Source organism: Agromyces bracchium (genome assembly GCF_009709675.1).
GTDB lineage: Bacteria > Actinomycetota > Actinomycetes > Actinomycetales > Microbacteriaceae > Agromyces > Agromyces bracchium.
This window is the reverse complement of record NZ_WMLB01000022.1, coordinates 183752-209977: the sequence shown is the minus strand read 5'-3', so window position 1 is coordinate 209977 and position 26226 is coordinate 183752. Positions and strand designations below refer to the sequence as shown.

Below are 26226 nucleotides of genomic sequence, written 5' to 3'. Positions count from 1 at the left end.
GTCAGACGACGGGCGGCCGTCCCGCCGCCGTCATCCGCCAGACGGTGCGCCACGACATCGGACGACGCTCCCCCGCGTCCTCGCGCCAGCCGGCGCGCCAGCCGGCGAACCATGCGCCGAGCGCCGCGGGCTGCCGGAACCAGCGCAGCACCTGGATCGCCGTCCACGAGCCGACGTAGCACGGCACGAGGATCGCCGGCAGGTTGCGGCGCGCGAGCCAGACCCGGTTCCTGGCGTTCAGGCGGTAGTAGTACTCGTGTCGGGCCGGGTCGATCACGGGGTGCGCCGCCTCGAGGTCGCCGGCGTACCAGGCCCGGTAGCCGGCATCCCACACCCGCCAGGCGAGCTCGATGCCCTCGTGCGCGTAGAAGAACGGGTCGGCCCAGCCGCCGGATGCCTCGAACGCGCGCCGCGGCATGAGCACCGCGCCCTCCCAGCAGGAGAACACCGGGCTCGAGTGCGCCGGGTCGCCCTTCCGGATGCGCGGGATCCAGCGCCGCGGCGACGCGAGGCCGGTCGGGTCGACCACTCGGGGCTGAACGAGCCCGAGGTCGGGCCGCGCGGCGAGCATGCGGCATCCGTCGGCCAGGAAGGCCGGGCTCGGCAGGTAGGCGTCGTCATCGAGGAAGAACAGCACCTCGCCCGCGACCTCGGGGACGCCGCGGTTGCGACCGGCCGGGATGCCGAGGTTCTCCGGCAGGTGCAGCGTGCGCACCTCGGGCGGGAGCGGCGGGTCGGCGGTGGCGGGGTCCCAGCCGTTGCCGACGCAGACGACGTCGACGTCGACGTCCTCTTGGTCGAGGATGCTCCAGATGCCGCGCGCGAGCTCGATCGGGCGGCGACCCATCGTCAGGACCACGACTCCGACGCGGGGCCGACGGGTCGTCGGCGCGGGGTCAGGAACGGACACGGCGGGAGGCCATGATCGCGACGAAGTGGCCGACCAGTGCGAGCAGCGCGAGCGGCAGCAGCGCGGCGACGACGACGCGATCGACGAGCGGCTGGCCGACGAAGAGCCCGACGACGGCCGCGGCGAGCGCGATGAGCGTCAGCTCGACGGAGTGATAGAGGCGGTGGAACGGGAGGAACCGGGCGGCCTTGCGGAGCGTCGCGACGAGACCGCCGCGCGGGGCCGTCTCGCCGTGCGTGTCGGCGAGCTTCGGCAGGCCGGCGTTCGCACGCGCGACGTGCACCATGTCGTTGAGCGCCTTGTTCAGCACGATCACGAGGGCCAGCATGGCGGCGATCGTCGTCCACAGGAAGTCGGCGGGGAACTCCAGCGGGTACGCGGCGGCGCGGATGCCGAGGGCGAGCGGGATCAGCGCCTCGGTCGAGTAGTGGCCCACCTTGTCGAGGAAGACCCCTGCGGGACTCGACGTGCGGCGCCACCTCGCGACCTCCCCGTCGCAGCAGTCGACGAGCATCTGCAGCTGGCCGAGCACGACCGCGAGCAGGGCGCCCCAGATGCCGGGGATCAGGAGCGCCGCGGCCGTCGACCAGCCGACGAGGATCATGAGCCCGGTGACGCCGTTCGCCGAGATGCGGGTGTGGAGCAGCACCCACGTCAGGTACGGCGAGAGGTCGCGCAGGTAGAGCGATGCGGTCCAGTGCTCCGCGTTCCGGCGGCCGCGGACCTCGGGCGGTTGCGTGACCGCTCGCTGCTTGGCGAGGCTCGACGGGATCCCCCGCTCCGGCATGGGCTCCGACATGCTCACCTTCCCGTGTGCTCGGCGATGTTGCTCGTGAGCGAGAGGTAGCCGAGCACGAAGCCCGTTCCCCAGGCGACGTGGATGCACGGCAGGACGAGCAGGAACCAGGCCGCGGTCGCGCCCCCGCGGCCGCGTGCGTACGCGAGGGTCGCGGCGACCACGAAGAGCAGGTAGACGAGCGGCACGGCGAAGCCGATCAGCAGCCACGGCGCCTGGCCGATCGCGGCCTGCACGACGCCGATGACCCCGAGCAGGAGGCCCAGCACGACGCCCACGACCATGGCGGGCGGGACGAAGTAGCGGAACCCGTTCGCGGCGGGGAACCGGCGGGCGAGTTCGCCGCGCCAGAGGCCCGTGGAGAACATCTGCCGCGCCAGTCGCTCCAGGCTCGACCTCGGACGATAGGTGACCGCGAGCTCGGGCGTGAACCACACGGTGCCGCCGGTCTGCCGGAGGCGACGGTTCAGTTCCCAGTCCTGGCCGCGCTTGATCGTCTCGTCGAAGAGGCCCACGCGCTCGAGCGCGCTCTTCCGGAACACCCCGAGGTAGACCGTCTCGACCGCACCCTCGTGACCGCCGACGTGGAACGCCGAGCCGCCGAGGCCGACCGGGGTCGTGTACGCCAGTGCCACCGCCCGCTCGAAGGGCGTCTCGCCGCGCGCGTCCATGATGCCGCCGACGTTGTCGGCGCCGGTGCGCACGAGCGTGTCGACCGCGATGCGCGTGTAGTCGACCGGCAGCATCGAGTGGGAGTCGACGCGGACCACGACCGGGTGCACGGCCGCGCGGATGCCGATGTTGAGACCGGCCGGCGTCGACCCGACCTCGTTCTCGAGCACGTGCACACGCGGATCGCGCGAGGCCAGGTCTTCGACGAGCTCGGTCGTGCCGTCGATCGACGGACCGAGGGCGATCAGCACCTCGACCGGGCCGTCGTACTCCTGCTCGAGGATCGATTCGACCGCGGCGCGCACGTGCGATGCGTCGTTCAACACGGGCATGACATACGAGACGCCGATCGGCGGCGACGGTTCCGCCGGATGGTGCTGGTCGGGCATGGTCCTCACTCGTGCACAGGGTCGATCGAGCCTAGCAGCAGGGACCCACGCGATCGCGGTGACGCCGCGGCATTCCGAGGGCACGACGACGGGGGCCGGACCGGTCGGTCCGGCCCCCGTCGGTGCCGTGCGCTGCGGATCAGCCCTCGAACGTGCCGAGCGTCACCGTCACGGTGTTCGACTCCCCGTCGCGCGTGTAGGTCAGCTCGGCCTCCGCGCCGCCGGCCAGGGCGCGCACCTGCGCGGTCAGGTCGGTCTGGTCGGTGATCGGGATGCCGTTCAGCGCCGTCACCACGTCACCGGACTGGAGTCCCGCCGCCTCGGCGGCGCCGCCGGCGCTCACCTCGGAGATGAGGGCGCCGACCGTCGCGCTCTCGCCGCTCGCCTGCGCGGAGGTCACCGTGGCACCGAGCAGCCCGTGCGTGGCGGAGCCGTTCTCGATGATCTCGCTCGCGATGCGCTCAGCGAGGTTCGAGGGCACCGCGAAGCCGACGCCGATGTTGCCGGCCTCGCCCGAAGCGCCGCCCGCCGAGAGGATCGCGACGTTCACGCCGATGAGCTTGCCCTCGCCGTCGAGCAGCGCGCCGCCCGAGTTGCCCGGGTTGATCGCGGCATCCGTCTGGATCACCGGGATCGAGATGAGGCCGCCGCCGCTCGAGGAGCCCGAGCCGCCCTCCTCGCCGTCGAAGTTCCAGAAGTCGAAGGGGCTCTCGCCCGACCCGCCCTGCTCGCCCTCGCCGCTGTCGGGCGTGGTCTCGGGGGCGGCCGACGACTCGACGTCGATGCTGCGGTTGAGCGCGCTGACGATGCCGTTCGTGACGGTGCCGGAGAGGCCGAGCGGCGCACCGATCGCGATCGCCGTGTCGCCGACGTTGAGCTCGCTCGAGTCGGCGAACTCGATCGGCGTCAGGCCCGAGGCATCCGCCAGCTTGATGACGGCCAGGTCGCTCAGCGGGTCGGTGCCGATGAGCTCGGCCGTGTAGAGCGTGCCGTCGTCGGCCTTCACCTGGATGGTCGGGTCGCCGGTCGCGCCGTCGAGCGTGACCACGTGCGTGTTCGTGAGCACGTAGCCGTCCTCCGAGAGGATGATGCCGGAGCCCGTGCCGCCGGACTGGCCGCCGCTCACCTCGATGGTGACGACGCTGGGGCTCGCGGCCGCGGCGACGGCGGCGACCTGGTTCACCGAGCCGTCGTCGTTCACGACGATGCGCTGCGTGCCCGACGAGGTCTGCTCGACGGCGCTGTCGCCGTCGTTGGTCAGGAGGGCCGTGATGCCGGCGCCCGATGCGCCGCCGATGAGCGCGGCGGCGACGATCGCCGCGGCGACGCCGAAGCCGACGCGACGCTGCTTGGGCGCGGGCTCCTGGGCCGGGGCGGGCGCGGGGGCGCCGCCGAAGGCGGGCGGGACGGTTCCGGCGCCACCGGCCTGCGGGGTGCCGGGCGCGCCGGCGATCGGCGTGGTCGGCTGGGTCTGGCCGGGGGTCGGCGTGGTGGCCGGCTCGTGGCGGTACTGTCCCGCGACGTACGGCTGCGGGGCCTGGCCGGGCGTGTAGACGGTGCCGGTCGGGCGCGGTGCGGGCGCGGCGGCCTCGGCGGGTGCAGCGGGCGCAGCGGGCCTAGCCGAAGCGACGGGCGCAGCGACCGGCTCCGCGCGCTCGACCGATGCGGGCTGCGCCGAGGCGGCCTGCGCCGCCGGCGTGGCCGGCTCGGTCGCGGGCTCGGGCGACGACTCCGCGCGGGGGGTCTCGACCTGGGCGGTGGCCTCCGCGGCATCCGCACCCTGGGCCGTCGGCTCGGGGTGGTTCTCCGGGTTCTGCTCGATCCCGCCGGTGTTGGTCTCGGTCATCTTCGCTCCTTCCAGCGGATGCCAGCATCCCGCTCCAAGCTGTGCGGCGAGTCGGCGGTCCCTATGTCGAAGCTATGTCGCCACCGTGAACCGCCCGGGCGCCGCAGACAGCGTAGCCGCCGCACCGTGGCATACGGTGTGAGCGTGGATGCCATGCCCTCACGACCGCTCGCACCGTGGCAGCGGACCGCCGCCGGCGCGGGCCTGCTCGCCGCCGACGGCGGCGTCGCCCCGACCGTCTTCGCCGAGATGAGCGCGCTGGCCGTCTCGACCGGCGCGATCAACCTCGGCCAGGGATTCCCCGACGAGGACGGCCCCCGTGAGGTGCTCGATGCGGCCCGCGAGGCGATCGCGACCGGCGTGAACCAGTACCCGCCGGGCCCGGGCATGCCCGTGCTCCGCGTGGCGATCGCGCGGCACCAGCACCGGTGGTACGGCCTCTCGGTCGACCCGGCGCGCGAGGTGCTCGTCACCGCCGGCGCGACCGAGGCGCTCGCCGCGACGCTGCTCGCGTTCGTCGACGACGGCGACGAGGTCGTCACGTTCGAGCCGTCGTACGACGCGTACGGAGCGGTCATCGCTCGTGCCGGCGGCATCCACCGAACCGTGCCCCTGCGGTTCCCCGACTGGCGGCCCGACCACGACGAGCTCCGCGCCGCCGTCACCGACCGCACGCGCGTCATCCTCGTGAACTCCCCGCACAACCCGACCGGCATGCTCCTCGACGAGGCGACGCTCGACGTGATCGTCGAGCTCGCGCACCGCCACGACGCGCTCATCGTCACCGACGAGGTCTACGAGCACCTCGTCTTCGACGGCCAGCACGTGCCGATCGCGACCCACCCCGGCGCGTGGGAGCGCACGATCTCGATCTCGTCGGGCGGCAAGACCTTCAACACGACCGGGTGGAAGATCGGCTGGGTCACCGGCCCCGCGCACCTCGTGACGGCCGTGCTCGCGGTCAAGCAGTACCTGACGTTCGTCAACGGCGCGCCGTTCCAGCCCGCGATCGCGGCCGGGCTCGACCTGCCCGACCGGTTCTTCACGGATGCCGCGGCCGAGCTCGCCGCACGCCGCGACCTGCTCGTCGCGGGCCTCACGAGCGCGGGCTTCACGACGTCGGTCCCGGCGTCGGGCTACTTCGTGGTGGCGGATGCCGCGCCGCTCGGCGCGCACGACGGCGACGCGTTCTGCCGCGAGCTCCCCCATCGCGCCGGGGTCGTCGGCGTGCCCATCACGGCGTTCGTGCACCCCGAGCGGCGCGACGAGGTGCGGAGCCTCGTGCGGTTCGCGTTCTGCAAGCGCCGCGAGGTGCTCGAGACCGCGGCCGAGCGGCTCGCGGCGATGGGCTGAGCCCGGCGGGCGCGAGAGCCGGCGCGGAGCCGCCGCCGGCGCATTCGCTGCGGGCGCCGCGGCGGCTCAGGGCTCGTCGCGCACGACGACCGCGAACCGGCGCAGCGCGAGCGCGGGGTTGCGCGTCCGCACCTCGGCGATGCGCTCCGCCGAGAGCCAGGCCACCGCGACATCCGTCTGCTCGCCGATCGTGGCGACCTCGACGCCCATCGGATCGACCACCATGCTGTTGCCCGCGCCGACGGGCGGGGCCTGGTCGGCGGCGAGCACGTACGCGGTGTTCTCGATCGCGCGGGCCGTCGTGAGCGTGCGCCAGTGCGCCTCCTTCAGGGGCCCGCGCACCCACTCGGCCGGCATGCAGATCGCGTCGGCGCCCGCGTCGACGATGCGGCGCGACACCTCGGGGAAGCGCACGTCGTAGCAGGTCTGCAGCCCGAAGCGGATGCCGCCGACCGCGAACGTCTCGGGATCGCCGATCTCGCCGGGGGCCACCCACTCGCTCTCGCGCTGGCCGAACGCGTCGTAGAGGTGCAGCTTGCGGTAGCGCGCGACGACGCCCTCCCCCGGCGCGACGGCGACGACGGTGTTCGCGACGCGGCGCTCCTCGCCCGCCGGGCGCTCGATCATGCCGGCCACGACGTGCACGTCGAGCCGATCGGCGAGGGCCCCCAGCGCGGTCGTGAACGGCCCGCCGACCGGTTGCGCGGCCCCGACCCACGCCGGGCCCGCCTCGGGCGTGAAGTAGCTCGAGTACTCGGGGAAGACGACGAGCCGCGCTCCGCGCGCCGCCGCGACGCCGGCGAGGCGCTCGATCTCGGCGAGGTTGGCATCGGGGTCGTCGCCGGGCGCGAACTGCGCGACCGCGACGCCGAGGGGCGCGGCATCCGTCTGCATGCCGCCAGCCTATGCGCGGCGCGTCAGGGGGCGTAGTCAAGCCGATCCGGGCCGCGATGACAAGCGCCTCCCGTCGATCCGCGACGCCTGCTGGACTGGTGGGGTTCACGCGCGCGACCCGGACGGCCGCCGCACGATCGGTCCCTACGCCGACGGACCAGGCACGCTTCTCTCCGGCCCGGGGCCATGACAGATGGGAAACCCCGTGCTCAGAGCACAACGACGCTCCCTCGGCGCCCTCGCCGTCGGAGCCCTCGCCGCGAGCTTCCTCGCGGCGACCGCGGCGCCGGCCTCGGCCGACGACCACGAGAACCTGCCCGGCGAACCGACCATCGCGCTGCCGATCAACGACAGCGCGGCCGGCGGCACCTACGACCAGGACTTCACGCGCGTGTACGCGGGCGTGACGCCCGACGGCACGCCGGTCTACATCTACGTGCCCGAGGGCACGCCGCTCGACGGCAGCGCACCGGTCGGCGTCGACAGCCTCGACCCGGCGTTCGACCACACCGCGCCCGACGACGAGTTCGTGCCGTGCGCCGACGCGGACGTCGCCGACTACACGATCACGCAGGCGCAGATCGACTACATGGGCGACCAGCTCGCGAACCAGATCGTCGCGGTCGACGAGGAGCACTTCGGCCCGATGGATGCCGCCGACCCCGACGAACCCGCGAGCGACTCGCTCGTCATGGTGGTCTACAACGTGCAGGACGAGCAGTACTACGACTGCGACGTCACGAGCTATACGGCGGGCTACTTCGCGCCCGACTTCATCGACTCGGCGGGCATGAACACGATCGTGATCGACGCCTACGACTGGGCGAACCGCGTCGGGCCGGATGACTCGGAGTGGCGCGACGACGACCCGGCGAACGACCAGGCGACCCTCTACGAGGGCGTCATCGCGCACGAGCTCGAGCACCTGCTGCACAACTACAGCGACCCGGGCGAGCTCAGCTGGGTCGACGAGGGCCTCGCCGACTTCGCCGTGTTCCTCAACGGCTACGACGTGGGCGGCTCGCACCTGACCTACCACCAGGTGTTCTACGCCGAGACCTCGCTCACGCGGTGGGGCGGCGGCCTGGAGAACTACGGCGCCGCCTACACCTACATGCAGTACCTCTGGGAGCAGGCCGGCGGCAACGGCGACGGCACCTACGAGCCCGACCTCGAGTACGACGGCGCGGGCGGCGACCTGCTGATCAAGCTCATCTTCGAGAACCAGGCCGACGGCATGGCGGGCGTCGACGCCGCCATCGCCGAGTTCAACGCGGCGACCGGAAGCGACCTGCGCTCGGCCGCCGAGCTGTACGAGGACTGGGCCGTGGCCGTGTACCTCGACGACGAGGACTCGGAGCGCTTCGACATCAAGGCCGTCGACTTCGGCGACCCCGCCTCGACGAGTTGGACGATCGACATCGCCGACGACCAGTTCTGGGACGGCCGCGGGTCGAACCAGGGCGCGCAGCCCGAGGCGAAGTGGGACCGCCGCAAGAACGGCCAGGCCGACACGGCGCTGCCGTACGGCATCCAGATCGAACGGTTCCGCAACCCGGGCCCGCGGGTCACCGTCGCACTCGACGGCGACGACACCACGCAGATCGCCCCGCACACGGGCGACACGCACTGGTACGGCGGCTACGAGAGCCAGTCCGACAACGTCCTCGACGTCGACGTGGCGGATGGCGCGGCCTCGACCCTCGACTTCTGGAGCTGGAGCTTCATCGAGGAGGGCTGGGACTACGGCTTCGTCGAGGCGCTCGTCGACGGCGACTGGGTGACGGTGCCGTTGACGGATGACTCGGGTGCCGTCGTCACGACCGACGACGACCCGCACGGCAACAACACCGAGGGCAACGGCCTCACGGGCACGTCGGGCGGCGAGTACTTCGTCGACGACCCCGAGTACGTGCACCTCACGGCCGACCTGCCTGCTGGGACGACCGACGTGCGCTTCCGCTACTCGACCGACGCCGCCTACCTCGACACCGGATGGTTCGTCGACGACGTGATGGTCGACGGCGAGGCCGCGACGCTCTCGTCGGCCGACGGCGAGTGGATCGAGACGACGGGGCTCCAGGACGACAACTGGACGCTGCAGGTCGTCGCGAGCTGCGACCTCACCCCCGGCGAGGAGTCGGACTACGAGATCGTCGACGAGGCGGGCAACCACGTCTACCGCCTCGAGGGCGACGACATCACGATGGCCGGCCTCGACACCTCGTGCGCGAAGGGCCAGAACCGCGACTTCGCGACCCTCGTGTCGAACCTGCCCACCGGCGACCTCGACACGCTCGACGCGGGCTACGAACTCACCGTGACGAACACCGGCAACGGCAAGAAGGGCTGACCTCGGGGAAGGTCGGAAGGCCCCGGTCCGAGTGGACCGGGGCCTTCATCGTGCTCGCGAACCGCGCTCCCGTCCGTTCAGGACGCCGCTCGCTGGACGATCACGCAAGGACGATCACCCCGAGCACCGCGCTCACGGCCGACAGCACGGCGAGCACGATCGCCGGGACCGCCGACTCGCCGCGACGGACGTGCACGACCGCGGCGCCGACCATCACGACGACGAGCGCCGCCGCCGCGATCGGGCTGAGGATCGGGGCGATCCCCGTCGCCAGCGGCAGGATGAGGCCGAACGCCCCGACGACCTCGGCGACGCCGATCAGCTTGACGCTCGGCGACGAGAAGTCCTCGGTCCAGGCCATGCCCGCGGTCGCGAGCGCCTCCTTCGGGCGGATCGCCTTCATCGCGCCGGCGGCGAGGAACGCGAGGGCGAGCAGGGCGTTGAGGATCCAGAGGGCGATCAACATGGGGAACTCCTGAGGGGGTCTGTTACCTTGTGTAAGTAACCCCATGATGCGTGCTCGTCCAGACGCGTGCAAAAGGCACATCCAGGTAAGCAGGTGACATCCGATGTCGACACCGACCGACCGGCTCCCCGAGCCGCTCACCTCCTACGAGGACACGTGCATGGCCTCGACCGGCGAGGCCGGGGGCCGCGCCATCCGCGAGGTGCTCGACCGCGTCGGCGACAAGTGGTCGCTCCTCGTCGTCGCGACCCTCCGTGACCGGCGCCTCCGGTTCACCGAGCTGCAACGGCACATCCCGGGCATCTCGCAGCGCATGCTGACGCTCACGCTCCGGCAGCTCGAGCGCGACGGCCTGATCTCCCGAACTGTGCACGCAGAGGTGCCGCCCCGCGTCGAGTACGAGCTCACGCGCCTCGGCACGAGCCTCATCGAGATCTCGACCGCGCTCGGCGAATGGGCGATCGAGAACCATCCGCGCATCGTGGCCGCGCGGGCGGACTACGACGCGCGCGCAGCGCGCTGACGGCGCTCGCGACGCTCTTCCGGCGGCGTTCCCGGACATGCGAAAGGCCCCGGTCCGAGTGGACCGGGGCCTTCCGATTGGTGGCGGGTTCGGGGAATCCGGAGGGCCTTGTGGCTGCTGGGCAGTTTCGGCGTTGCGGTTTCGGCGTTCCAGGCCAAGCGGCTGATCGTTCCAGCGCGTCCGAGCGGAGCCGTCCGGTCAGTCCGGTGTGAGGAGGTGGATCGCACCGGTGCCGCGATCCGAGCTCGGGGAAAACTCTGGCGCGTGCACGCGCCACTCAGACGGAGGTGCCGGGATCAACTCCGACGACCAGCCGGAAGAGCGGCCATGTGCCCGGGACCCCTTTGAGCGAGAACTCTCCCGCCGGTTCGAATCGCATGCGCGAGCCCAGCACGAGCATGCGAACGGCGTCCGTGACGAATACGGCGCCGGGGATCGCTGCGGCTTCCACGCGCGCGGCGATGTGGGCAGCGATACCGATAACGTCGGCGTCTCTCACGAGCACCTCGCCGATGTGCACGCCGACGCGCAGTCCGATGCCGAGTCGCGACGCATCCGTGACGGCTTCCTCAGCGAAACGAAGTGCCAACGAGGGGAGGGGGAACGACAGGAAGAATCCGTCCCCTGCCGTATCCACCTCGCGGCCGGAGTACCTCGCCAGGGAATGTCGCACCGATTCGCGATGCGCCACGAGGCGATCTCGCCAGGCGGCGTCACCAGACTGAGCGAGCGAGTCGGTTGAACCAACGACATCGGTGACCACGAGGGTTGCGATTTCGCGTCGACCGCCCGTCCTCGTCCCAATGAGGAACTCCTCGACCTCGTCTACGAAAGCATCCCCGGGAATGAAGATCGGTGTCGAACTGTCTTGAATGAGCGTCAGCCTGCCGTCGGAGAGTTGATCGGCGAGCCAACGGAACGCCGCTGTCGGCAGCATCTTCATGTCGACGTCATGCACGACGAGCACCGGCACTCGCACATGGGGCAGGTATGGCCGAATGTCGATGTCTACGATCTCCTCGAGCAGCCTCGAAGCACCACTCGGGGTCGTGGCCAGGCGTTCGTATCGCATCCACCATTCGAACAGGCGGCGATCTGCTGTCCACGATGGCGCGAGGATTTTCATGACCTGCCCGTTGCCCCACCCGGCACTCACCAACGCTCGCATCACCGGTCCAGTGAACTTCGCACGCACTCCCCAGGGAAACTCTTTGTCGCGATGCCCGACGACGAGCACCTCGCCCGCGATGACGGACTCGACCCGATCGTGATGCCTCGCAGCCGTCGCGAGGCATACGGCAGCACCGTCGCCGTAACCGAGTAGCGCGGCACTCTTGCTTCCCGCTGCATCGAGTACGGCGATCACATCGTCGCTGCGCTGTTCGATCGATACGAGATCGGTCGTTCGTTCCGATAGGCCTGTTCCACGCTTGTCGAACAGGATGACCCGGCCGAATCTCATCATGCGCTCAATGAATTCGACGTTCTCCGAGAGCTCGAACAGTGCGTCGATATTGGATGCGAAGGAGAACGAAATCAGGAGATCCCGTTCGCCTTCTCCGCAGACCTTGTACGCGATGTCCGCGTCGCCGCTTCGGACATAGCTCGTGCTCGGGATCACAGCAGACTCCCGCCGCGCTGCCGACGGCTCGACAACGAGGTCTCGACGTTGCCTGGGCCCCTCCCGCCCATGGGCTCACGATACGCCCCTTGGGTCGCGAACGCGGACCGGTCGGAGAGCCTCGATGCACTCCGGCGTCGGTCGTCTCCAGTTTGCGATTCCTGCAGGGTCATCCTGTCGCTCATCGAGTACCCAGCGATCCGGATTTGAGAACGCGTCCTTGATCGCGCAGCAGTGCAGCTTGAGCTCGCTCGTGCGGTGTTCGGTCATGTCGGTCAGCCAGACGCTATTGGCCGCATCGGCGCGGTAGGCGCCGCTTCACGGGGTCGTCGAACATCGAAGGAGTGCTAGTAGACCGTGTTGACTCATTATCTGGGCCGCGGGCTTCAAGCGGTCTCGTGACCTTCGGTGAATTTTTCAGAACCACTGGGATTGAATTGCTTGTGGTTTGCGTGGACTTCGCAATGCGGCAGCCCCGTGTGTTCGGCAGCGATCTAACCCCCACCCTGTCCGTGACTGACGCAGCCAACGCGTCATCCTCAATCCCATTCGCATTCCGCCCAGGCCGCCTGCGAATTGTGTCGGCCGCCGGGGAGGAGGAAGTTCATGGACTGATGGATGGAGGGGTGTGGGCCAACTATCCCACTTTCATCTTCAAGGACCCGAACCCGCAGCTCACGTCCGCAGAGGTCATCGCCGAGCTGGTCGCGCTCGCGAAGGAAGTCGCCGCCGAGGCATCCCGCGGGTCGCACTTCTCTCTCCCACTGTCGAGCGACCAACTCGCGTTCTCCGACGCCGTGGCCACCAATGAGTCGGCGATCGACGTGCAGGGCGAAGACGTGCTCGCCCAGATCGCTCGGGAGCTCGTCGCCGTGATGCGACGCGACGTGCGCACCGACTGGACCGTGCGCGACGACGTGCGGGCGAAGCTCCGCGCATCGATCAAACGCCTGCTCGTGAAACACAAGTACCCGCCCGACAAGCAGCCCGAGGCGATCAAGCAGGTCATGGACCAGATGGAATCGCTCGCGCCGCGGTATGCGGAGGAGCGGCGCGGGGTAGAGCACCCGGATCCGACTGGAAGGGGAGCCGCCCGTCGGGGTCGCTTGGACACCTTCACTTCTCCGAACGACTCCGGTTGCCCGTTCGTACGTCGTCGAGAATCTGCTTGGTCCGCGCGACGAATGTCTCTGCGATCTCCTCGTCTGTGGCGGTCCAGTACAGACCAAGCGACTCGATCGTCGAGTCCTTGTATGTCTGTCCGCGGCGGTCGTAGATGAAAATCGCCGGACGCGACGGCTGGGCCGAAAGCTTCAATTCGACGCTCCAGTCCGCCGCGGGGAAGTAGTACGCGTTCCAGGTCTCTTCGCGACTCCCGCCGTGCGATTCCCATCCAGTGACCAGCCCTTCGGCGGCCAAGCGAGAGGCGATCAGCGGTCGCAACCGCTCTCGGCGGTCTCGAATCAATCGGCCGATGGAGCTACGGGCGTCTTCGAACGCCTTGATGGCCTCGCCATGCGTTTCCATCAAGGCGCGCCATTCGTCCAGCCGCTCAGCATCGTTCTCGAGTTCGATCATCGACATGTCTCCACTTCTCGCTTCGATGAACTGCTGAAGGAGTTCGAGGCTGCGCCTCTGGTCCAGGTCCCTCGGCGCCAGGAGGAAATCAATCAGCTGGGGTGTTTGCCGGATCGCTTCACCGAACTCTGAGTATGTGAGGGCCGCCGACACAAACTGCTGCTGCTGATTCTCGACGTGCGAGCGGACCTCGGGTGCGAGTACGACGACGATGATCGTGGTGAACCCATCCGTGCGCGCATGCTCGGCGTAGGCTCGCAAGGGATTGTTCAGCACGTGGCCGATCTTGTTCTCGAGCACGATCGCGATATCCAACTCGCGATTCACGGCATAGACGTCGATGAAGCCGACCTGAGTTTCGATCACCCAATCGTCAGACCCCAACGCGTCCGCCGCCACGAGACGTGCGGCGGTGACGCCGTCGGGCCCGATCACCGGGGCATCATCCAGACATCGCAACAACGCGTCGATGACGAGCGAGCCGAGGCCGTGGCGTTCGCGGGGATCCAGGAAGAACTGCAAGGTCATATCGACCCGCGTTTCGCGCCAACCCTCGCGAAGGATGTCGTAGACATTCACCGGCCTCGGCCGCGTCCTCGCGGGTGAGAGCGACGCATCGAGGAACGTCATGTCGAGTGTCATGGCCGACACGGTAGCGGATGCTCCCACACGGCCTCGTGCGCATCCCCGCACAGCGACATTGACGTGCTCGCTCGACCGCGCCGTGGACATGCGAAAGGCCCCGGTCCGAGTGGACCGGGGCCTTCCGATTTGGTTGCGGGGGCAGGATTTGAACCTACGACCTCTGGGTTATGAGCCCAGCGAGCTACCGAACTGCTCCACCCCGCGGCACAAGAGATAACACTAGCACGGGTTCCGAGGGCGGTCGAATCGAGGCCGCATCCCGGGCGGGTCGGGGGTCTCGATACGGCGCTGCGCGCCTACTCGACCACCGGGTCGGGGTCTCGATACGGCGCTGCGCGCCTACTCGACCACCGGCGACGGAGCCCGCGACGCCACGAGCTCGTAGCCGAGCGGCAGCCACTGGAGCTCGGGCCAGCCGAACATGCCGTCGCCCTTGGGCACCGTGACGGGGAACATCCGCCACGGCAGCTCGTAGTGCTCGGCGAACTCGTCGACCGTGAGCCCGGCGTCGCGCAGTGCGGCGAAGACCTCGCCGAGCGGATGCATCCACTCCCAGGTCCTGGCGTTCACGAGCCGCGCCTCGGGGTCTGCGTAGTCGCTCGGGTCCTCGATGATGTCGGGACCGGTGCTCACGTAGGGGTACGCGAACGCGGGCATGCCGCCCGGTCCGGCGTCGCCCTCGAACACGTAGGCGGATGGGTGACCGTCGGCGAAGAACAGCCGGCCGCCGGGCTTCAGGAACCACGCGATGATGCGCGCCCACTCCGCGACATCCGGAAGCCACCCGATCGTGCCCCAGGTCGTGAAGACCAGGTCGAACGACTCGGGGTCGGGCAGCCGATGGCGTGCGTCGTAGACGTTGGCCTCGACGAAGCGCGCGCGGTCGGCGACGCCGAGCTCGGCGGCCATGCGCCGCGCCTCCTCGACCGCGGGGCGGGAGAAGTCGACACCGACTGCGGTCGCGCCGAGGTTCACGAGCGAGAGCGTGTCGGAGCCGAAGTGGCACTGCAGGTGCAGCACGCGCGCGCCGTCGAGGCCGTCCGGGAACATCCGGTCGATGCCGGCCTGCGCGATCGGGTCGAGCACGCTGCCGCCCGCGCGCAGGCGCGACCGGTCGTAGAACGGCGACGCCACGTGCAACGCCACGCGCTCATCCCAGTTCGCGCGGTTCTCCTCGAGCCAGTCGCCCGAGTCGAGCTCGACCGCCATCAGCCGTTCGACGGTTCCTCGGTCGACGGCGCCTCCGTCGACGGGGTGTCCGTCGAGCTCGCGCCGTCCTCCGCGAGGACGATGAGCTCCGAGATGATCTCGGCGAGCTCCGCGTCGGCCGCACCGTAGGCCACCCAGTCGCCGTCCTGCAGCGCCTGCTGCTTGTCCTCGATCGCCTGGCGGGCCCGGTTGAGCAGGGACTGCAGCTCGGTGTCCTCCGTCGTCGGGGGCGCCTCGCCCTCGCCGCCGGTCTCGCCCTCGCCGGGCGTGGTCGGTTCGACCTCCTCGTCGCCCGCGGCCGCGCCGGAGTCGCCGCCGAACAGCACGTTCAACGCCTCGTCGAGCGTGTCCTGGAAGGCGATCTCGTCGCCGAACGCGACCAGCACCTTCTGCAGGAGCGGGTAGCTCGTCTCACCGGTCGACTGGACGTAGACCGGCTGGACGTAGAGCAGGCCGCCGCCGACGGGCACGGTGAGCAGGTTGCCGTTGATCACGTCGGACTGGCCCTGCTTCAGCAGGTTCAGCGACTGCGACACGGTCGGATCGGAGTTGAAGGTGTTCTGCACCTGGCCGGGGCCGGGCACGTTGTCGTCCTCGGGCAGCGACAGGAGCCTCAGCTTGCCGTAGCCCTCTGCACGTTCGCCGTCGGTCGCGCCCGCGTCGGAATCGACCGCGAGGTACCCGCGCAGCACGTTGCGGCTCGCGCTGCCGCGCGCCTCGGGGATGAACGTCGAGTAGATCGAGTAGGTCGGTGCCTCCTGGCCGGGCATCTGCATGGTCAGGTAGTACGGCGGCTGCAGGAACGAGGTCGCCGCGCTCTGCGTCGGGTCGAGCGGCGTCGTCCACGCGTCCTCACGCGAGTAGAACGTCACCGGGTCGGTCACGTGGTAGCGGCCGAGCACCGCGCGCTGCATCTTGAACAGGTCGGCCGGGTAGCGCACGTGGCTCATGAGCTCGCCCGACATCTCGCTGATCGGCTCGATCGCGTTGGGGAAGACCTTCTGCCACGTCTCCAGGATCGGGTCCTCGGTGTCCCACGCGTAGAGGGTCACCTTGCCGTCGTACGCGTCGACCGTGGCCTTCACCGAGTTGCGGATGTAGTTGACCTCGTCGAACGCGAGCGGCTGCTGCACCGACTCGCTGTCGGAGATCGCCTCGCTGTAGCTGACCTTGTTCGAGTACGGGTACTGGTCGGAGAGCGTGTAGCCGTCGACGATCCAGACGAGGCGACCGTCGACCACCGACGGGTAGGTGTCGCTGTCGAGGGTCAGGTACGGCGCGACCTTCTGCACGCGCTCGATCGGGTTGCGGTCGTAGAGGATCTGCGACTCGTTCGAGACCTGGTCGGAGAGGAAGATCTGCTCGGACTGGAACTTCAGCGCGTAGACGAGCTTCGTGAAGACGTTGTCGAGCACGGGTCCACCGTCGCCGGTGAACGTGGTCTGCTGCGGTTCGCCCTCACCGCCCGCCGGGTAGTCGAGCTCGATCGGCGACGCGCCCTCGGGCGCGCCCACGATGGAGTAGTCGGGCGAGTTCTCGCCGAAGTAGACGCGCGGCTCGAACTCGGGCAGCGTGCCGCTCGACGGGATGCCCGACTCGAGGAACACGGGCTGCCCGTCGCTCGAACGCTGGTTGCCGGCCGCGGCGACCAGGCCGTAGCCGTGGGTGTAGACGAGGTGCGAGTTGAACCACGTCTGCGCGTCGTTCAGGCCCTCGAGGTTGAGGTCGCGGATCGCGACGACCGTGTCCTGCGACTGCCCGTCGATCTCGTACCGGTCGACGTCGAGCATCTCGGGGAACTGGTAGTACTGGCGGAACTGCTCGAGCTGGCGGAACGCCGGGCTGATGACGGCGGGGTCCATGAGGCGGATGCTCGCGGTCGTCGCCGCATCGGAGCGCAGCGCGCCCGGCTCGGCATCCGTCTCGGCCTCGTAGGGGATCTCCTCGATGTCGGCGACGCCGAACGCGTCGCGCGTCTCGTCGATGTTCCGCTCGATGTAGGGCGCCTCGAGCGCACGCGCGCTCGGGTCGACCTGGAAGCGCTGCACGACCCACGGGTAGAGCGAGCCGATGAGCAGGCTCGACACGATGAGCAGCACCGCGCCGACGAGCGGCAGCCGCCACCGGCCGAGGATCGCGGTGATGAAGAACAGGATCGCCACGACGGCGGCGATGACCGACAGGATCTGCCGGCCGGGGATCGTCGCGAACACGTCGGTGTACGAGGCACCCGTGATGAGCGACCCGGTCTCGGTGACCGTGGCGTACTGGTCGAACCAGATGCTGACGGCCTGCAGCAGCAGGTAGAGCCCTGCGGTGATCGCGATCTGGATGCGGGCGGCCTTCGAGATGACGACCTCACGGCCGCTCACGCGGATCGCGCCGTAGAGGTAGTTCGTCGCGATGACGAGCAGGCCCGAGAGCAGCACGACCGCCGACGCGAAGCCGACGACGGAGCGGTAGAAGGGCAGCTCGAAGACGTAGAAGCCGATGTCGAAGCCGAACTGCGGATCGACGGAGCCGAACGGCGTGCGGTTCAGCCAGGCGAGCACCGAGTCCCAGCGGCTCGCGGTCGAGACGCCCGCGAAGATGCCCAGCACGGCCGGGATGCCGTACATCGCGAGGCGGCGCAGCGGCTCGAAGATCTCCTGATAACGATCCAGTTGCGAATTGAGTTTCGCGTACACCGGACGGGTCCGATAGGCGATCTGGATCGACAGCCAGACCGGCAGCGCCATGGCGATGAACCCGACGAAGAAGAGCACGATGCGCGTGATCCACTCGGTCGTCAGCACCTCGAGGAATCCGAGCTGGTCGTACCACCGGATATCCGCGTAGATACCGGCGAACACGAAGAACGCGACGACGAGCGCACCCACGATGCCGATCGTGATCGCGATCGGAGCGCGTCGGCGCGTCGTCCTCGGTTCCTGCGACTGTGCTGTGGACACTCTCGGCCTCATTCGGGTCGGGACGGGATCGGATTCCCATCCTATGGTCGGCTTTCTTGGAAACGGCTGGCGAGGCGGGCCGCGCGGCTCCGCTCCGGGCGAACGCCGGCCGCGGCATCCGTCACCGAACACCGGGGCGGATGCCTCGGGGCGGTCTTCAGCCGACGACGGCGTCGCAGCTCCGGAAGCCGGACGTGTCGCCGCCCTCGCCGATCGTCTCGACGATGCTGCGCGCCTCGTCGAGCGTGCCGACCGCGAACACCTCGAGCCCGTCGGGCACGTTGCCGACGACCTCGTCGCAGTTCGCCTCGGGGGCGAGGAACCACGGGGAGTCGGCGTCGAGCGCGCCCCACAGCTTCTGGCGGATTCCGCCGATGGGGCCGACGGTCCCGTCGGAGTCGATCGTCCCCGTGCCCGCGATGTTCTCGCCGCCCGTCATCGCCTCGGGCGTCAGCGTGTCGACGATGCCGAGGGCGAACATCATGCCCGCGCTCGGGCCGCCGACGTCGTTGAGCTGGATCTCCACGTCGATCGGGAACTCGTACCGCATGCGCACGCCGACGCCGAGCACGGCGTTGTCTCCGTTCGCCGCGGGCGTCGCCTCGACGGTGAGCTCCTCGCCGTCGCGGACGATCCCGATCTCGGCGGGCGTCTCGGTCCCGTGCTCGCCGAGCGCGGTGCGCAGTTCGTCGACCGAGTTCACCTCGGTGCCGTCGACCGAGCGGATGACGTCGCCCTCCTCGATCACGCCTTCGGCGGGCGTCCCCTCGCCCACGCCCTGCACGACCACGTCGCGCGGGAAGTCGTAGCCGAGCTCGACGAGGGCGGCCGCGATCGCGTCCTGCTGCGAGTCGACCATCTGCGCCTCGTTCGCCGCGTCGCGGTCCTCGGTGCTGATGCCGGGCGGGTACAGCACCTCGAGCGGCAGCACCGCACGCCGCGGGTCGAGCCAGGCCGCGGCGACGTCGAGCCATCCGGGGGTCGCACCGGGTCGACCGATCGCCGAGACGGTGAGCAGGTCGAGCGAACCCTCGGTCGGGAAGGTCTCCTCGTCGGGGACCTCGATGAGCGGGACCTCCTCGCCGTCGACCTCGGTCGTGCCGAGCGTGTCGTAGACGGGCCCGGCCTGCTGGATGACGTACGGCGTCGGCAGCAGCGCGAAGCCGAGGCCGACGACGGCGGCGATCGCGATGGCCGTCCAGCCGATCCGCTCGCGACGCGAACGTCGCGGCGCGCCGCCATCGGGCACGGCCACGGGCACCGGCCGGTCGTCGCCAGGGCCGCCGAAGAGCGTCATCCGCCGTGGTCCTTCCCGAGCGCCCGCGGGGAACCCGGCACTGTTCGCGACGGGCGGACACCCGAGGGGTCAGCCTAGGCCATTTCCCGGCGAGGACGCAGATGACCGGCGGTAGCGTTGAGCGCGAAGCGAGGGAGGTGGCCCGAGTGGCCGAACGCGACCAGGAGCCCGACCGCGACCCCGAGGACGAGTTCCGCGACATGCTGCGGGAACTGCTGTCCGGTTCGGGCGGCATCGACCCGTCGAAGCTCGCCGGGGCGGCCGGTCTGCCGAACGATCCCGCGAGCCTCGCGGCGCTCTTCAGCCAGCTCCAGCAGGCGATGCAGCGCTCCGAGGAGGAGGGCATCGACTGGTCGCTCGCGCTCCGCCAGGCCGAGCAGCGTGCGTCGACCGGCCAACGCCAGATCGCGGCCGCCGAGACCGAGCGCCTCGACCGCGCCTTCGACCTCGCCGCCCTCTGGCTCGACGAGGCCGTGGAGGTCTCGGCGCTTCCCGGCACGCCCGAGCTGCTCACCCGCCGCTCGTGGGCCGCGGCGACCATGCCGATCTGGACGCAGCTCGCCGAGCCCGTCGCGACGAGCATCGCCGACTCCCTCACCCGCGTCATGAGCGAGCAGGCGCCCGAGGAGCTGCGCTCGATGGTGCAGGGCGCGAGCCGCATGATGCGCGGCATCGGCGGCGCGATGTTCGCCATGCAGCTCGGCCAGGTCGTCGGGCAGCTCTCGACCGAGGTGGTCTCGGGCGGCGACGTCGGGCTGCCCCTGCTCGAAGACGGCCGCGCCGCGCTCCTGCCCGAGAACGTCGTCGAGTTCGGCGAGGGCCTCGACATCCCGACCGACCAGGTCGAGCTCTACCTCGCGGTGCGCGAGCTCGCGCACGCGCGCCTCTTCCGCCACGCCCGCTGGCTGCGCCTGCACCTCATCACGGCGATCACGGCCTTCGCGCGCGGCATCGACGTCGACGTCGAGCGCCTCGAGCAGCTCGCAGAGGGCTTCGACCCGTCGAACACCGACGAACTGCGCGACGCGGTCGCGAACGGCGCGTTGCTCCGCCCCAAGAGCCCGGAGCAGGAGGCGGCGCTCGGCCGCCTCGAGACGATGCTCGCGCTCGTCGAGGGCTGGGTTGACGTGGTGACGGCGGATGCCACGTCCCGCCTGCCGAAGTCCGACGCCGTCGCCGAGACCATCCGCCGTCGCCGCGCGACCGGGGGCCCGGCCGAATCCGCGCTCGCGACGCTCGTCGGCCTCGAACTGCGCCCGCGTCGCCTGCGCGACGCCGCGGCCATGTGGCGCGCGGTGACCGACGCGGTCGGCATCGCCGGTCGCGACGCCCTGTGGGCGCACCCCGACCTCCTGCCGACCGCGGCCGACCTCGACGACCCGGCGCCGCTCGCGGCGCGGCTCGCCGCGGGCGGGGAAGCGGGCGGCGAGGCCGACGCGGAGTTCGACGAGGCGCTCGAGGCGCTGCTGCGGGGCGACCTGCCGCCGGCGGATGCCGCGGACGACGACACCTCGGAGGGCGGGTCCGAGGGCGAGTCCGACGACGGCCCGGAGGACGGTCCGCGCTCGGCCTGAGCGCGGCGCTCCCTCTGCTCGTCCCGACCTCCGTCGTCGGGCCGTCGCGCGCTTGGCCTCGATCGGCGCCATCGGCCTGTGGACGCTCGGCGACGCGGCACCGGTCGCTGCGGCATGCTGCCCGCATGACGCCCCGACTCGACCCGGCACTCCCCCAGGTGTGGCGCTCGCCGACCACACTGCAGCTCGGCGGCGTCCGCCCCATCGCCGTGCTCGATGATCCCGGCGCGCTCGAGACCGGCCTGCTCACGGCCCTCGCAGCGGGGGCGTCGCGCGCGACACTGCACACGATCGGCGCCGCACTCGGCGGCGACCCGGGGCGCATCGACGCGCTGCTCGACCGGCTCGAACCCGCGTGCCTCCTCGACCCGGCTCCCCCGGCCTCCGGCGTCGTCGCGCTCGCCGGTCCCGCGCCATTCATCGACGACCTCGGCACCGCGCTCCTCCGCCTCGGGCATCGCCCGGTCCTCGCGTCCGACGCCGACCCGACGACGACGGATGCCGCGGTGCTGCTCGCCGCCCGCATCATCCCGCCCGCGACCCACCTGCCCTGGCTCGCGGCCGACGTCCCGCACCTCGCCGTGGTCTTCGACGAGCGCGGCGCCGAGGTCGGCCCGTTCGTGCGCCCCGGGTCGGGTCCGTGCCTGCGGTGCACGCACCTCGCGCGGCGTGATGCGGATGCCGCGTGGCCGGCGATCTCGGCGCAGCTCGCGGTCGCGCCCGCACCCTCGCACCGCGGGCGTGCGAGGCACGAGGCGCTCGCACTCGCGGCATCCGTCGTCGACGACCTCGTGCGCACGGGGCGCTCGTCGCTCGACTCGGCGACGGTGGTCGTCAGCGACGCGCCCGCGCCGGAGCCCCCGCGGCCGACGCCGGTCGGGATGCACCCGGAGTGCGGATGTCGAGCTCCCGGAGGAAGCGCGACGGCTCCCGTTCCGCTCGACGCCCGGCCGACCAGCGCGAGAAGCTCAGAGACAGCCGTCGCCGTGCCCGCGTGATGCCGACGTAGAGCAGCCGGCGCTCCTCGTCGATCGCCTCGAACCCGGTGGCGTAGGCGATGGGCAGCATGCCCTCCGTGAGACCCGGCAGGTGCACTTCGTCCCACTCGAGGCCCTTCGCCGAGTGCAGCGTCGCGATGGTGACGGCCGCGACGGCGGGCTCGTGGTGGGTCTCGGCACGGGTGCGGAGGTCGTCGGCGAACCTGCGGAAGGTCGTGCCCGCGGGCTGGTCGTCGACGAGGCGGGCGATCGCGTTGAGCGACTCCCACCGGTCGCGCACGGCGCCCGGGCCGGCCGGCGGCTCGACGGTCCAGCCCAGCGAGCGCAGCACGTCGCTCACCGACTTGAACAGCGGCTCGTCGGCGATCGCGAGCGCGGCCGCGCGGATCGCGTGCACCGCCTCGCGCACCTCGGGCCGGTCGAAGAAGCGCTGCGCCCCGCGCACGCGGACCGAGACGCCGACGTCGCCGAGCGCCTGCTCGAACAGCGCGGACTGCGAGTTCACGCGCAGCAGCACCGCGATCGACTCGGGCGGCGTGCCGGCGTCGATGCGCTGGCGCACCCGGGCGGCGACGCCGCGCGACTCGGCGAGCTCGTCGGGGTACTCGACGACCTCGGGCGCCGGGCCGTGCGCGATGCCGTCTGCTGCGGCGCGTCCGCCGCGTGTGGGCGCGGGGTCGGCGATGGGCGCGGATCGGTCGTCGGGCACGGACCTGGCGGGCGTGGACCCGTCGACCGCGGACCCATCGGGCGCCGACCCGTCGGATGCCGCGGGATCGCCCCCGTCGGGGGCCGCCGCCGCGAGGCGCAGCGCGCCGGGCCGCCCCCGCATGAGGCGGTTCGCGACGTCGACGATCTCGGGCGTCGACCGGTAGTTGCGTTCGAGCCGCACCATCGTGGCATCCGGGTAGTGCCGCTCGAAGCCGAGCAGGTACTCGGCGCTCGCGCCGGCGAACGAGTAGATCGTCTGGCTCGCGTCGCCGACGACGCATACGTCGCGGCGCCCGCCGAGCCAGAGCTCGAGCAGGTGCTGCTGCGCGGGCGAGACGTCCTGGTACTCGTCGACCACGAAGTGCCGGTACGCCTCGCGCACCTGCATCGCGACGGCCGGCTCCGACTCGATCATGCCGGCGGTGGCGAGCAGCACGTCCTCGAAGTCGATGGCGCGCCGCTCGTCCTTCAATTCCTCGTACGCCTCGACGAGCGCGAGCATCTGCTCCGCCGTGAGGGAGCCGGGCGCTCCCCGGGACGCGAGGCGCACCCGGTAGTCGTCCATGCCGACGAGGCCGACCTTCCGCCACTCGATCTCCGCGGCGACGTCGCGCAGGGTCGCGGTGTCGACCTTCACCCGGCTCCGCTCCGCGGCGAGGCCGAGCAGGCGCCCCTTGAACTCGAGCACCCGCGGTGCGGGCCCCCCGACCACGATCGGCCAGAAGTGGTTCAGCTGCGCGAGCGCGGCGGCGTGGAAGGTCCGCGCCGCGACGGTGCCCGCGCCGAGGCCCCGGAGCCGCGTGCGCAGCTCCGCGGCCGCGCGCGACGTGAAGGTGAGCGCCATCACCCGGGCGGGGTCGTACGATCCGGAGGCCACGCCGTAGGCGATGCGGTGCGTGATCGCGCGGGTCTTGCCGGTGCCGGCGCCCGCGAGCACGCAGACCGGTCCGATGAGCGCCTCGGCAGCGACGCGTTGCTCGTCGTCGAGCGCGGTGAGGAGCGGGTCTCCCGTCACGAGGTCGACCACGGCATCGACGAGGAAAGAGGCCCGCCGTACCAGCCCTCGAGCATCCAGCGGGCGATCGAGGTCTCACCCGGCAGTGCGACGCGTCCGAGCGCATCGTTGAGGCCGTCGCGGTCGAACCAGCGCAGTTCGAGGATCTCCTCGCCGTCGGGCACCACCGTCGTCTCCGCGCCGTGCGCGACCCGCGCTCGGAAGGCACACATCAGGCTCGCCGGGAACGGCCACGGCTGCGAGCCGAGGTACTCCACGCGATCGACCGCGAGGCCGGCCTCCTCGCCGATCTCGCGCACGACGGCCGCCTCGAGCGACTCGCCCGGCTCGACGAAGCCCGCGAGCACCGAGAAGCGGTCCTGCTCCCACATCGCGTTCGATCCGAGGAGCACTCGACCGTCGTCGTCGGTCACGAGCACGATGACGGCCGGATCGGTGCGCGGGAACCGCAGCCGGTCCTCGACGAGGCACCGACGCGCCCACCCTGACGACACGACCTCGGTCGGGCTGCCGCAGCCCGGGCAGAACCGGTGCGTCGCGTGCCAGTTGGCGAGGGCGACGGCCTCGATCGCGAGGCCCGCGTCTCGGTCGTCGAGCGCGGTCGCGACCCGGCGCAGCCCGACCCAGCGCGATTCGGCGGCGACCGCCGGGATCGCCTCCGACTCGTACGCCCACGCCTCGATCGGAGCCCCGGCGGGCAGCGCCGCGCCCGCGGCATCCGCCCCCGCATCGAGCGTGCGGCCGAGGTAGCAGCGCACCAGGGGCTCAGGCAGGGTCGACGGATGCCGCAGCTCGAGCCGCGGCGCACCGTCGGCGCCGGCCGGCTCGGTGACGAGCACCCGGCCGTCGTGCACGGCGAGTACGCGCGCGCGCGGGTCGGCGAGGAATGCGTCGGCGCGCCCCTCGAGGGTCCGCGAGACCGCGTCGCGGTCGAGGTGCTCGCGCGCCAGCGGCGGGGCCGGGGTGCGCGCGGAGCCGGCGGGAGTCGGCACGTCGGGGTGGAGCACGGTGCACCTCTCGTCGGAGCCGGAGTCGTCGGGAAGGCGTGGCGGTCGCCGGGCAGGCCGGATGACCTGCTTAGGCTGTGTGCCATGGCCAGACCCCCACTCACTCTAGCCGCGTTGGCCACGGCCGCGGTGGCCGGACTCGAGGTGCGGGCGGCCCGGGCGCACTCCCGCGGAACGGGCGGGGCGTTCGATGCCGTCGAGCTCCATTCCACCGACGGACGGCGCCTGCTGATCCGCGCCCCGAGGTCGCAGACGGCCGAGTCCGAGCAGTCCTCCGACCTCGTCGCGCTGCGCGCGCTCACCACGGGAATCCGCTCCCGGCTGCCGTTCTCCGTGCCGCAGTTCGTCGGCCAAGCGCCGATCGGCCCGACCCGCGCGGTCGTGACCGAGTTCATCCCGGGCGCCGGGCGCACGGCCGACGAGCTGACCGGCGACCCCTCGCTCGCGGCCGACGTGGGGCGCGCGATCGCCGCCATCCACGCGCTGCCCTCGGGCTTCATCGGCGACGCCGGGCTTCCGAAGCGTTCGGCGAACGAGGCGCGCGAGGCGGCGGTCGCGATCATCGATCGCGCCGCCGACACCGGCCGCCTGCCCGCGGCGCTGGTCCGGCGCTGGGAGGAGGCGACGGACGACGACACCCTGTGGCGGTTCGCGCCGACGGTCGTCAACGGCCAGCTCGGCGCCGACTCGTTCCTCGTCGAGGGCGACCGGGTGACCGGCGTCATCGGGTGGTCGGGGCTCGCCCACGACGACCCGGCGCACGACCTGCACTGGGTGCTGACCTCGACGGGCATGTCGGCCGAGCAGACCCTCGCCGCGTACCTCGACGCACGTGCCGGCGGCGCCGACTCCGAACTCGCCCGCCGGGCGCTGCTCTACGGCGAGCTCGAGCTCGCGCGCTGGCTCCTGCACGGAGTCGACACGCACGACGACGAGGTGATCGAGGATGCCGTGGGGCTCCTCGACGGGCTCGTGGCGAGCGTGCACGACCACTCGTCCGAGTCGCTCACGACCGACACCGGACCGGTGCTCGCCGTCGCCGACGTCGAGCGGATGCTCGAGAAGACGCCCCGACAGGGCCTGCCGCGGGAGCCCGGCGCGACCATGCTCACCGACAGCTACGACGTCGCCGAGCTGCGTCGACATCTTGCGGACGGCGACGACGCGGAGGAGCGCGACCTCGGTCTCACTGCGCCCATCACGCTCGATCTCAGCGATTGGGGCGACGCGGCGCCGGCATCCGAGGGCTCCGGCTCCGAGGCGAACGGGCCCACCGGACGCGGCTCCGAGCCGGCCGACCGGGCCGGAAGCCGCGACCGCTCGGCGTAGCGCCGCTATCGCTCCGAGGACGCGCCGCCTGGCGTCGCCACCGCTTGGCGCGCCGCGACCAGCGGTCGGCGTGGTCGGCGACGCAATCG

18 protein-coding genes, 1 tRNA gene and 2 pseudogenes are annotated in these 26226 nt (G+C 71.2%); 7 read left to right on the top strand and 14 right to left on the bottom strand.

Annotated elements, in window-relative coordinates:
• Window position 1 precedes the first annotated feature (1 nt).
• From GJ743_RS09430 to GJ743_RS09415, 4 genes are all read right to left on the bottom strand, one after another.
• Window positions 2-847, bottom strand: a complete 846-nt coding sequence (locus tag GJ743_RS09430) for a glycosyltransferase family 2 protein (protein ID WP_155051709.1) — start codon at window positions 845-847, stop codon at window positions 2-4.
• A 49-nt stretch (window positions 848-896) separates the two neighbouring features.
• Window positions 897-1709 carry a CDP-alcohol phosphatidyltransferase family protein gene (locus GJ743_RS09425; RefSeq protein WP_230386670.1) on the bottom strand — a complete coding sequence of 271 codons (813 nt, stop codon included), beginning with the start codon at window positions 1707-1709 and terminating at the stop codon, window positions 897-899.
• Window positions 1710-1711: 2 nt separating this feature from the next.
• A complete protein-coding gene (locus GJ743_RS09420) occupies window positions 1712-2767 on the bottom strand; it encodes a glycosyltransferase family 2 protein (RefSeq protein WP_230386669.1) in 1056 nt (351 codons plus the stop codon).
• 139 nt (window positions 2768-2906) lie between these two features.
• On the bottom strand, window positions 2907-4613 hold the full coding sequence (locus GJ743_RS09415; protein ID WP_155051662.1) for a S1C family serine protease: 1707 nt from the start codon (window positions 4611-4613) through the stop codon (window positions 2907-2909).
• A gap of 153 nt (window positions 4614-4766) precedes the next feature.
• Here GJ743_RS09415 and GJ743_RS09410 point away from each other — a divergent pair, with 153 nt between their 5' ends.
• On the top strand, window positions 4767-5966 hold the full coding sequence (locus GJ743_RS09410) for an aminotransferase class I/II-fold pyridoxal phosphate-dependent enzyme (protein ID WP_155051659.1): 1200 nt from the start codon (window positions 4767-4769) through the stop codon (window positions 5964-5966).
• A gap of 66 nt (window positions 5967-6032) precedes the next feature.
• Here the strand turns inward: GJ743_RS09410 and GJ743_RS09405 are convergent, their stop codons facing one another.
• Window positions 6033-6860, bottom strand: a complete 828-nt coding sequence (locus GJ743_RS09405) for a carbon-nitrogen hydrolase family protein (protein ID WP_155051657.1) — start codon at window positions 6858-6860, stop codon at window positions 6033-6035.
• Between the two features lie 205 nt (window positions 6861-7065).
• On the opposite strand from GJ743_RS09405, the gene GJ743_RS09400 reads away from it, so the two are divergent.
• Window positions 7066-9213, top strand: a complete 2148-nt coding sequence (locus tag GJ743_RS09400) for a M6 family metallopeptidase (protein WP_155051656.1) — start codon at window positions 7066-7068, stop codon at window positions 9211-9213.
• A gap of 100 nt (window positions 9214-9313) precedes the next feature.
• Here GJ743_RS09400 and GJ743_RS09395 read toward each other — a convergent pair whose 3' ends face one another.
• The gene (locus GJ743_RS09395; RefSeq protein WP_155051654.1) at window positions 9314-9679 is read right to left on the bottom strand and encodes a DoxX family protein; all 366 of its coding nucleotides are present in this window, start codon (window positions 9677-9679) and stop codon (window positions 9314-9316) included.
• Between the two features lie 103 nt (window positions 9680-9782).
• Here GJ743_RS09395 and GJ743_RS09390 point away from each other — a divergent pair, with 103 nt between their 5' ends.
• Complete coding sequence (locus GJ743_RS09390; RefSeq protein ID WP_155051653.1) at window positions 9783-10202, top strand: winged helix-turn-helix transcriptional regulator; 420 nt, start codon at window positions 9783-9785, stop codon at window positions 10200-10202.
• A 277-nt stretch (window positions 10203-10479) separates the two neighbouring features.
• Here GJ743_RS09390 and GJ743_RS20165 read toward each other — a convergent pair whose 3' ends face one another.
• Window positions 10480-11823 (bottom strand): adenylate/guanylate cyclase domain-containing protein, encoded by a 1344-nt coding sequence (locus GJ743_RS20165; RefSeq protein WP_155051651.1) that lies wholly within the window; start codon window positions 11821-11823, stop codon window positions 10480-10482.
• Window positions 11824-12158: 335 nt separating this feature from the next.
• On the opposite strand from GJ743_RS20165, the pseudogene GJ743_RS20355 reads away from it, so the two are divergent.
• Window positions 12159-12416, top strand: a pseudogene (locus GJ743_RS20355) (hypothetical protein); the annotation flags it as partial.
• Window positions 12417-12488: 72 nt separating this feature from the next.
• Window positions 12489-12866: pseudogene (locus GJ743_RS19535) on the top strand (type I restriction enzyme endonuclease domain-containing protein); the annotation flags it as partial.
• A 73-nt stretch (window positions 12867-12939) separates the two neighbouring features.
• Here GJ743_RS19535 and GJ743_RS19530 read toward each other — a convergent pair.
• From GJ743_RS19530 to GJ743_RS09355, 5 genes are all read right to left on the bottom strand, one after another.
• Window positions 12940-14043, bottom strand: a complete 1104-nt coding sequence (locus GJ743_RS19530) for a PD-(D/E)XK nuclease family protein (RefSeq protein ID WP_230386668.1) — start codon at window positions 14041-14043, stop codon at window positions 12940-12942.
• A gap of 130 nt (window positions 14044-14173) precedes the next feature.
• A tRNA-Met gene (locus tag GJ743_RS09370) sits at window positions 14174-14250 on the bottom strand.
• 135 nt (window positions 14251-14385) lie between these two features.
• Window positions 14386-15255, bottom strand: coding sequence for a class I SAM-dependent methyltransferase (locus GJ743_RS09365; RefSeq protein ID WP_155051646.1), 870 nt, complete (start codon window positions 15253-15255; stop codon window positions 14386-14388).
• Complete coding sequence (locus GJ743_RS09360) at window positions 15255-18218, bottom strand: UPF0182 family membrane protein (RefSeq protein ID WP_155051644.1); 2964 nt, start codon at window positions 18216-18218, stop codon at window positions 15255-15257. Before GJ743_RS09360 ends, GJ743_RS09365 begins: the two co-directional genes overlap by 1 nt.
• Before the next feature lie 145 nt (window positions 18219-18363).
• Window positions 18364-19503, bottom strand: coding sequence for a YlbL family protein (locus GJ743_RS09355; protein WP_155051642.1), 1140 nt, complete (start codon window positions 19501-19503; stop codon window positions 18364-18366).
• 200 nt (window positions 19504-19703) lie between these two features.
• Between GJ743_RS09355 and GJ743_RS09350 the strand changes: the two genes are divergently transcribed.
• A complete protein-coding gene (locus GJ743_RS09350) occupies window positions 19704-21077 on the top strand; it encodes a zinc-dependent metalloprotease (protein ID WP_155051706.1) in 1374 nt (457 codons plus the stop codon).
• A gap of 834 nt (window positions 21078-21911) precedes the next feature.
• Here the strand turns inward: GJ743_RS09350 and GJ743_RS09345 are convergent.
• Complete coding sequence (locus GJ743_RS09345; protein ID WP_376862019.1) at window positions 21912-23801, bottom strand: ATP-dependent helicase; 1890 nt, start codon at window positions 23799-23801, stop codon at window positions 21912-21914.
• The gene (gene nudC / locus GJ743_RS09340) at window positions 23798-24808 is read right to left on the bottom strand and encodes an NAD(+) diphosphatase (protein ID WP_328289000.1); all 1011 of its coding nucleotides are present in this window, start codon (window positions 24806-24808) and stop codon (window positions 23798-23800) included. The genes GJ743_RS09345 and nudC overlap by 4 nt, the downstream gene beginning before the upstream one ends.
• 84 nt (window positions 24809-24892) lie before the next feature.
• Between nudC and GJ743_RS09335 the strand changes: the two genes are divergently transcribed.
• The gene (locus GJ743_RS09335; protein ID WP_155051638.1) at window positions 24893-26137 is read left to right on the top strand and encodes a phosphotransferase; all 1245 of its coding nucleotides are present in this window, start codon (window positions 24893-24895) and stop codon (window positions 26135-26137) included.
• The last annotated feature ends 89 nt before the right edge of the window (window positions 26138-26226 follow it).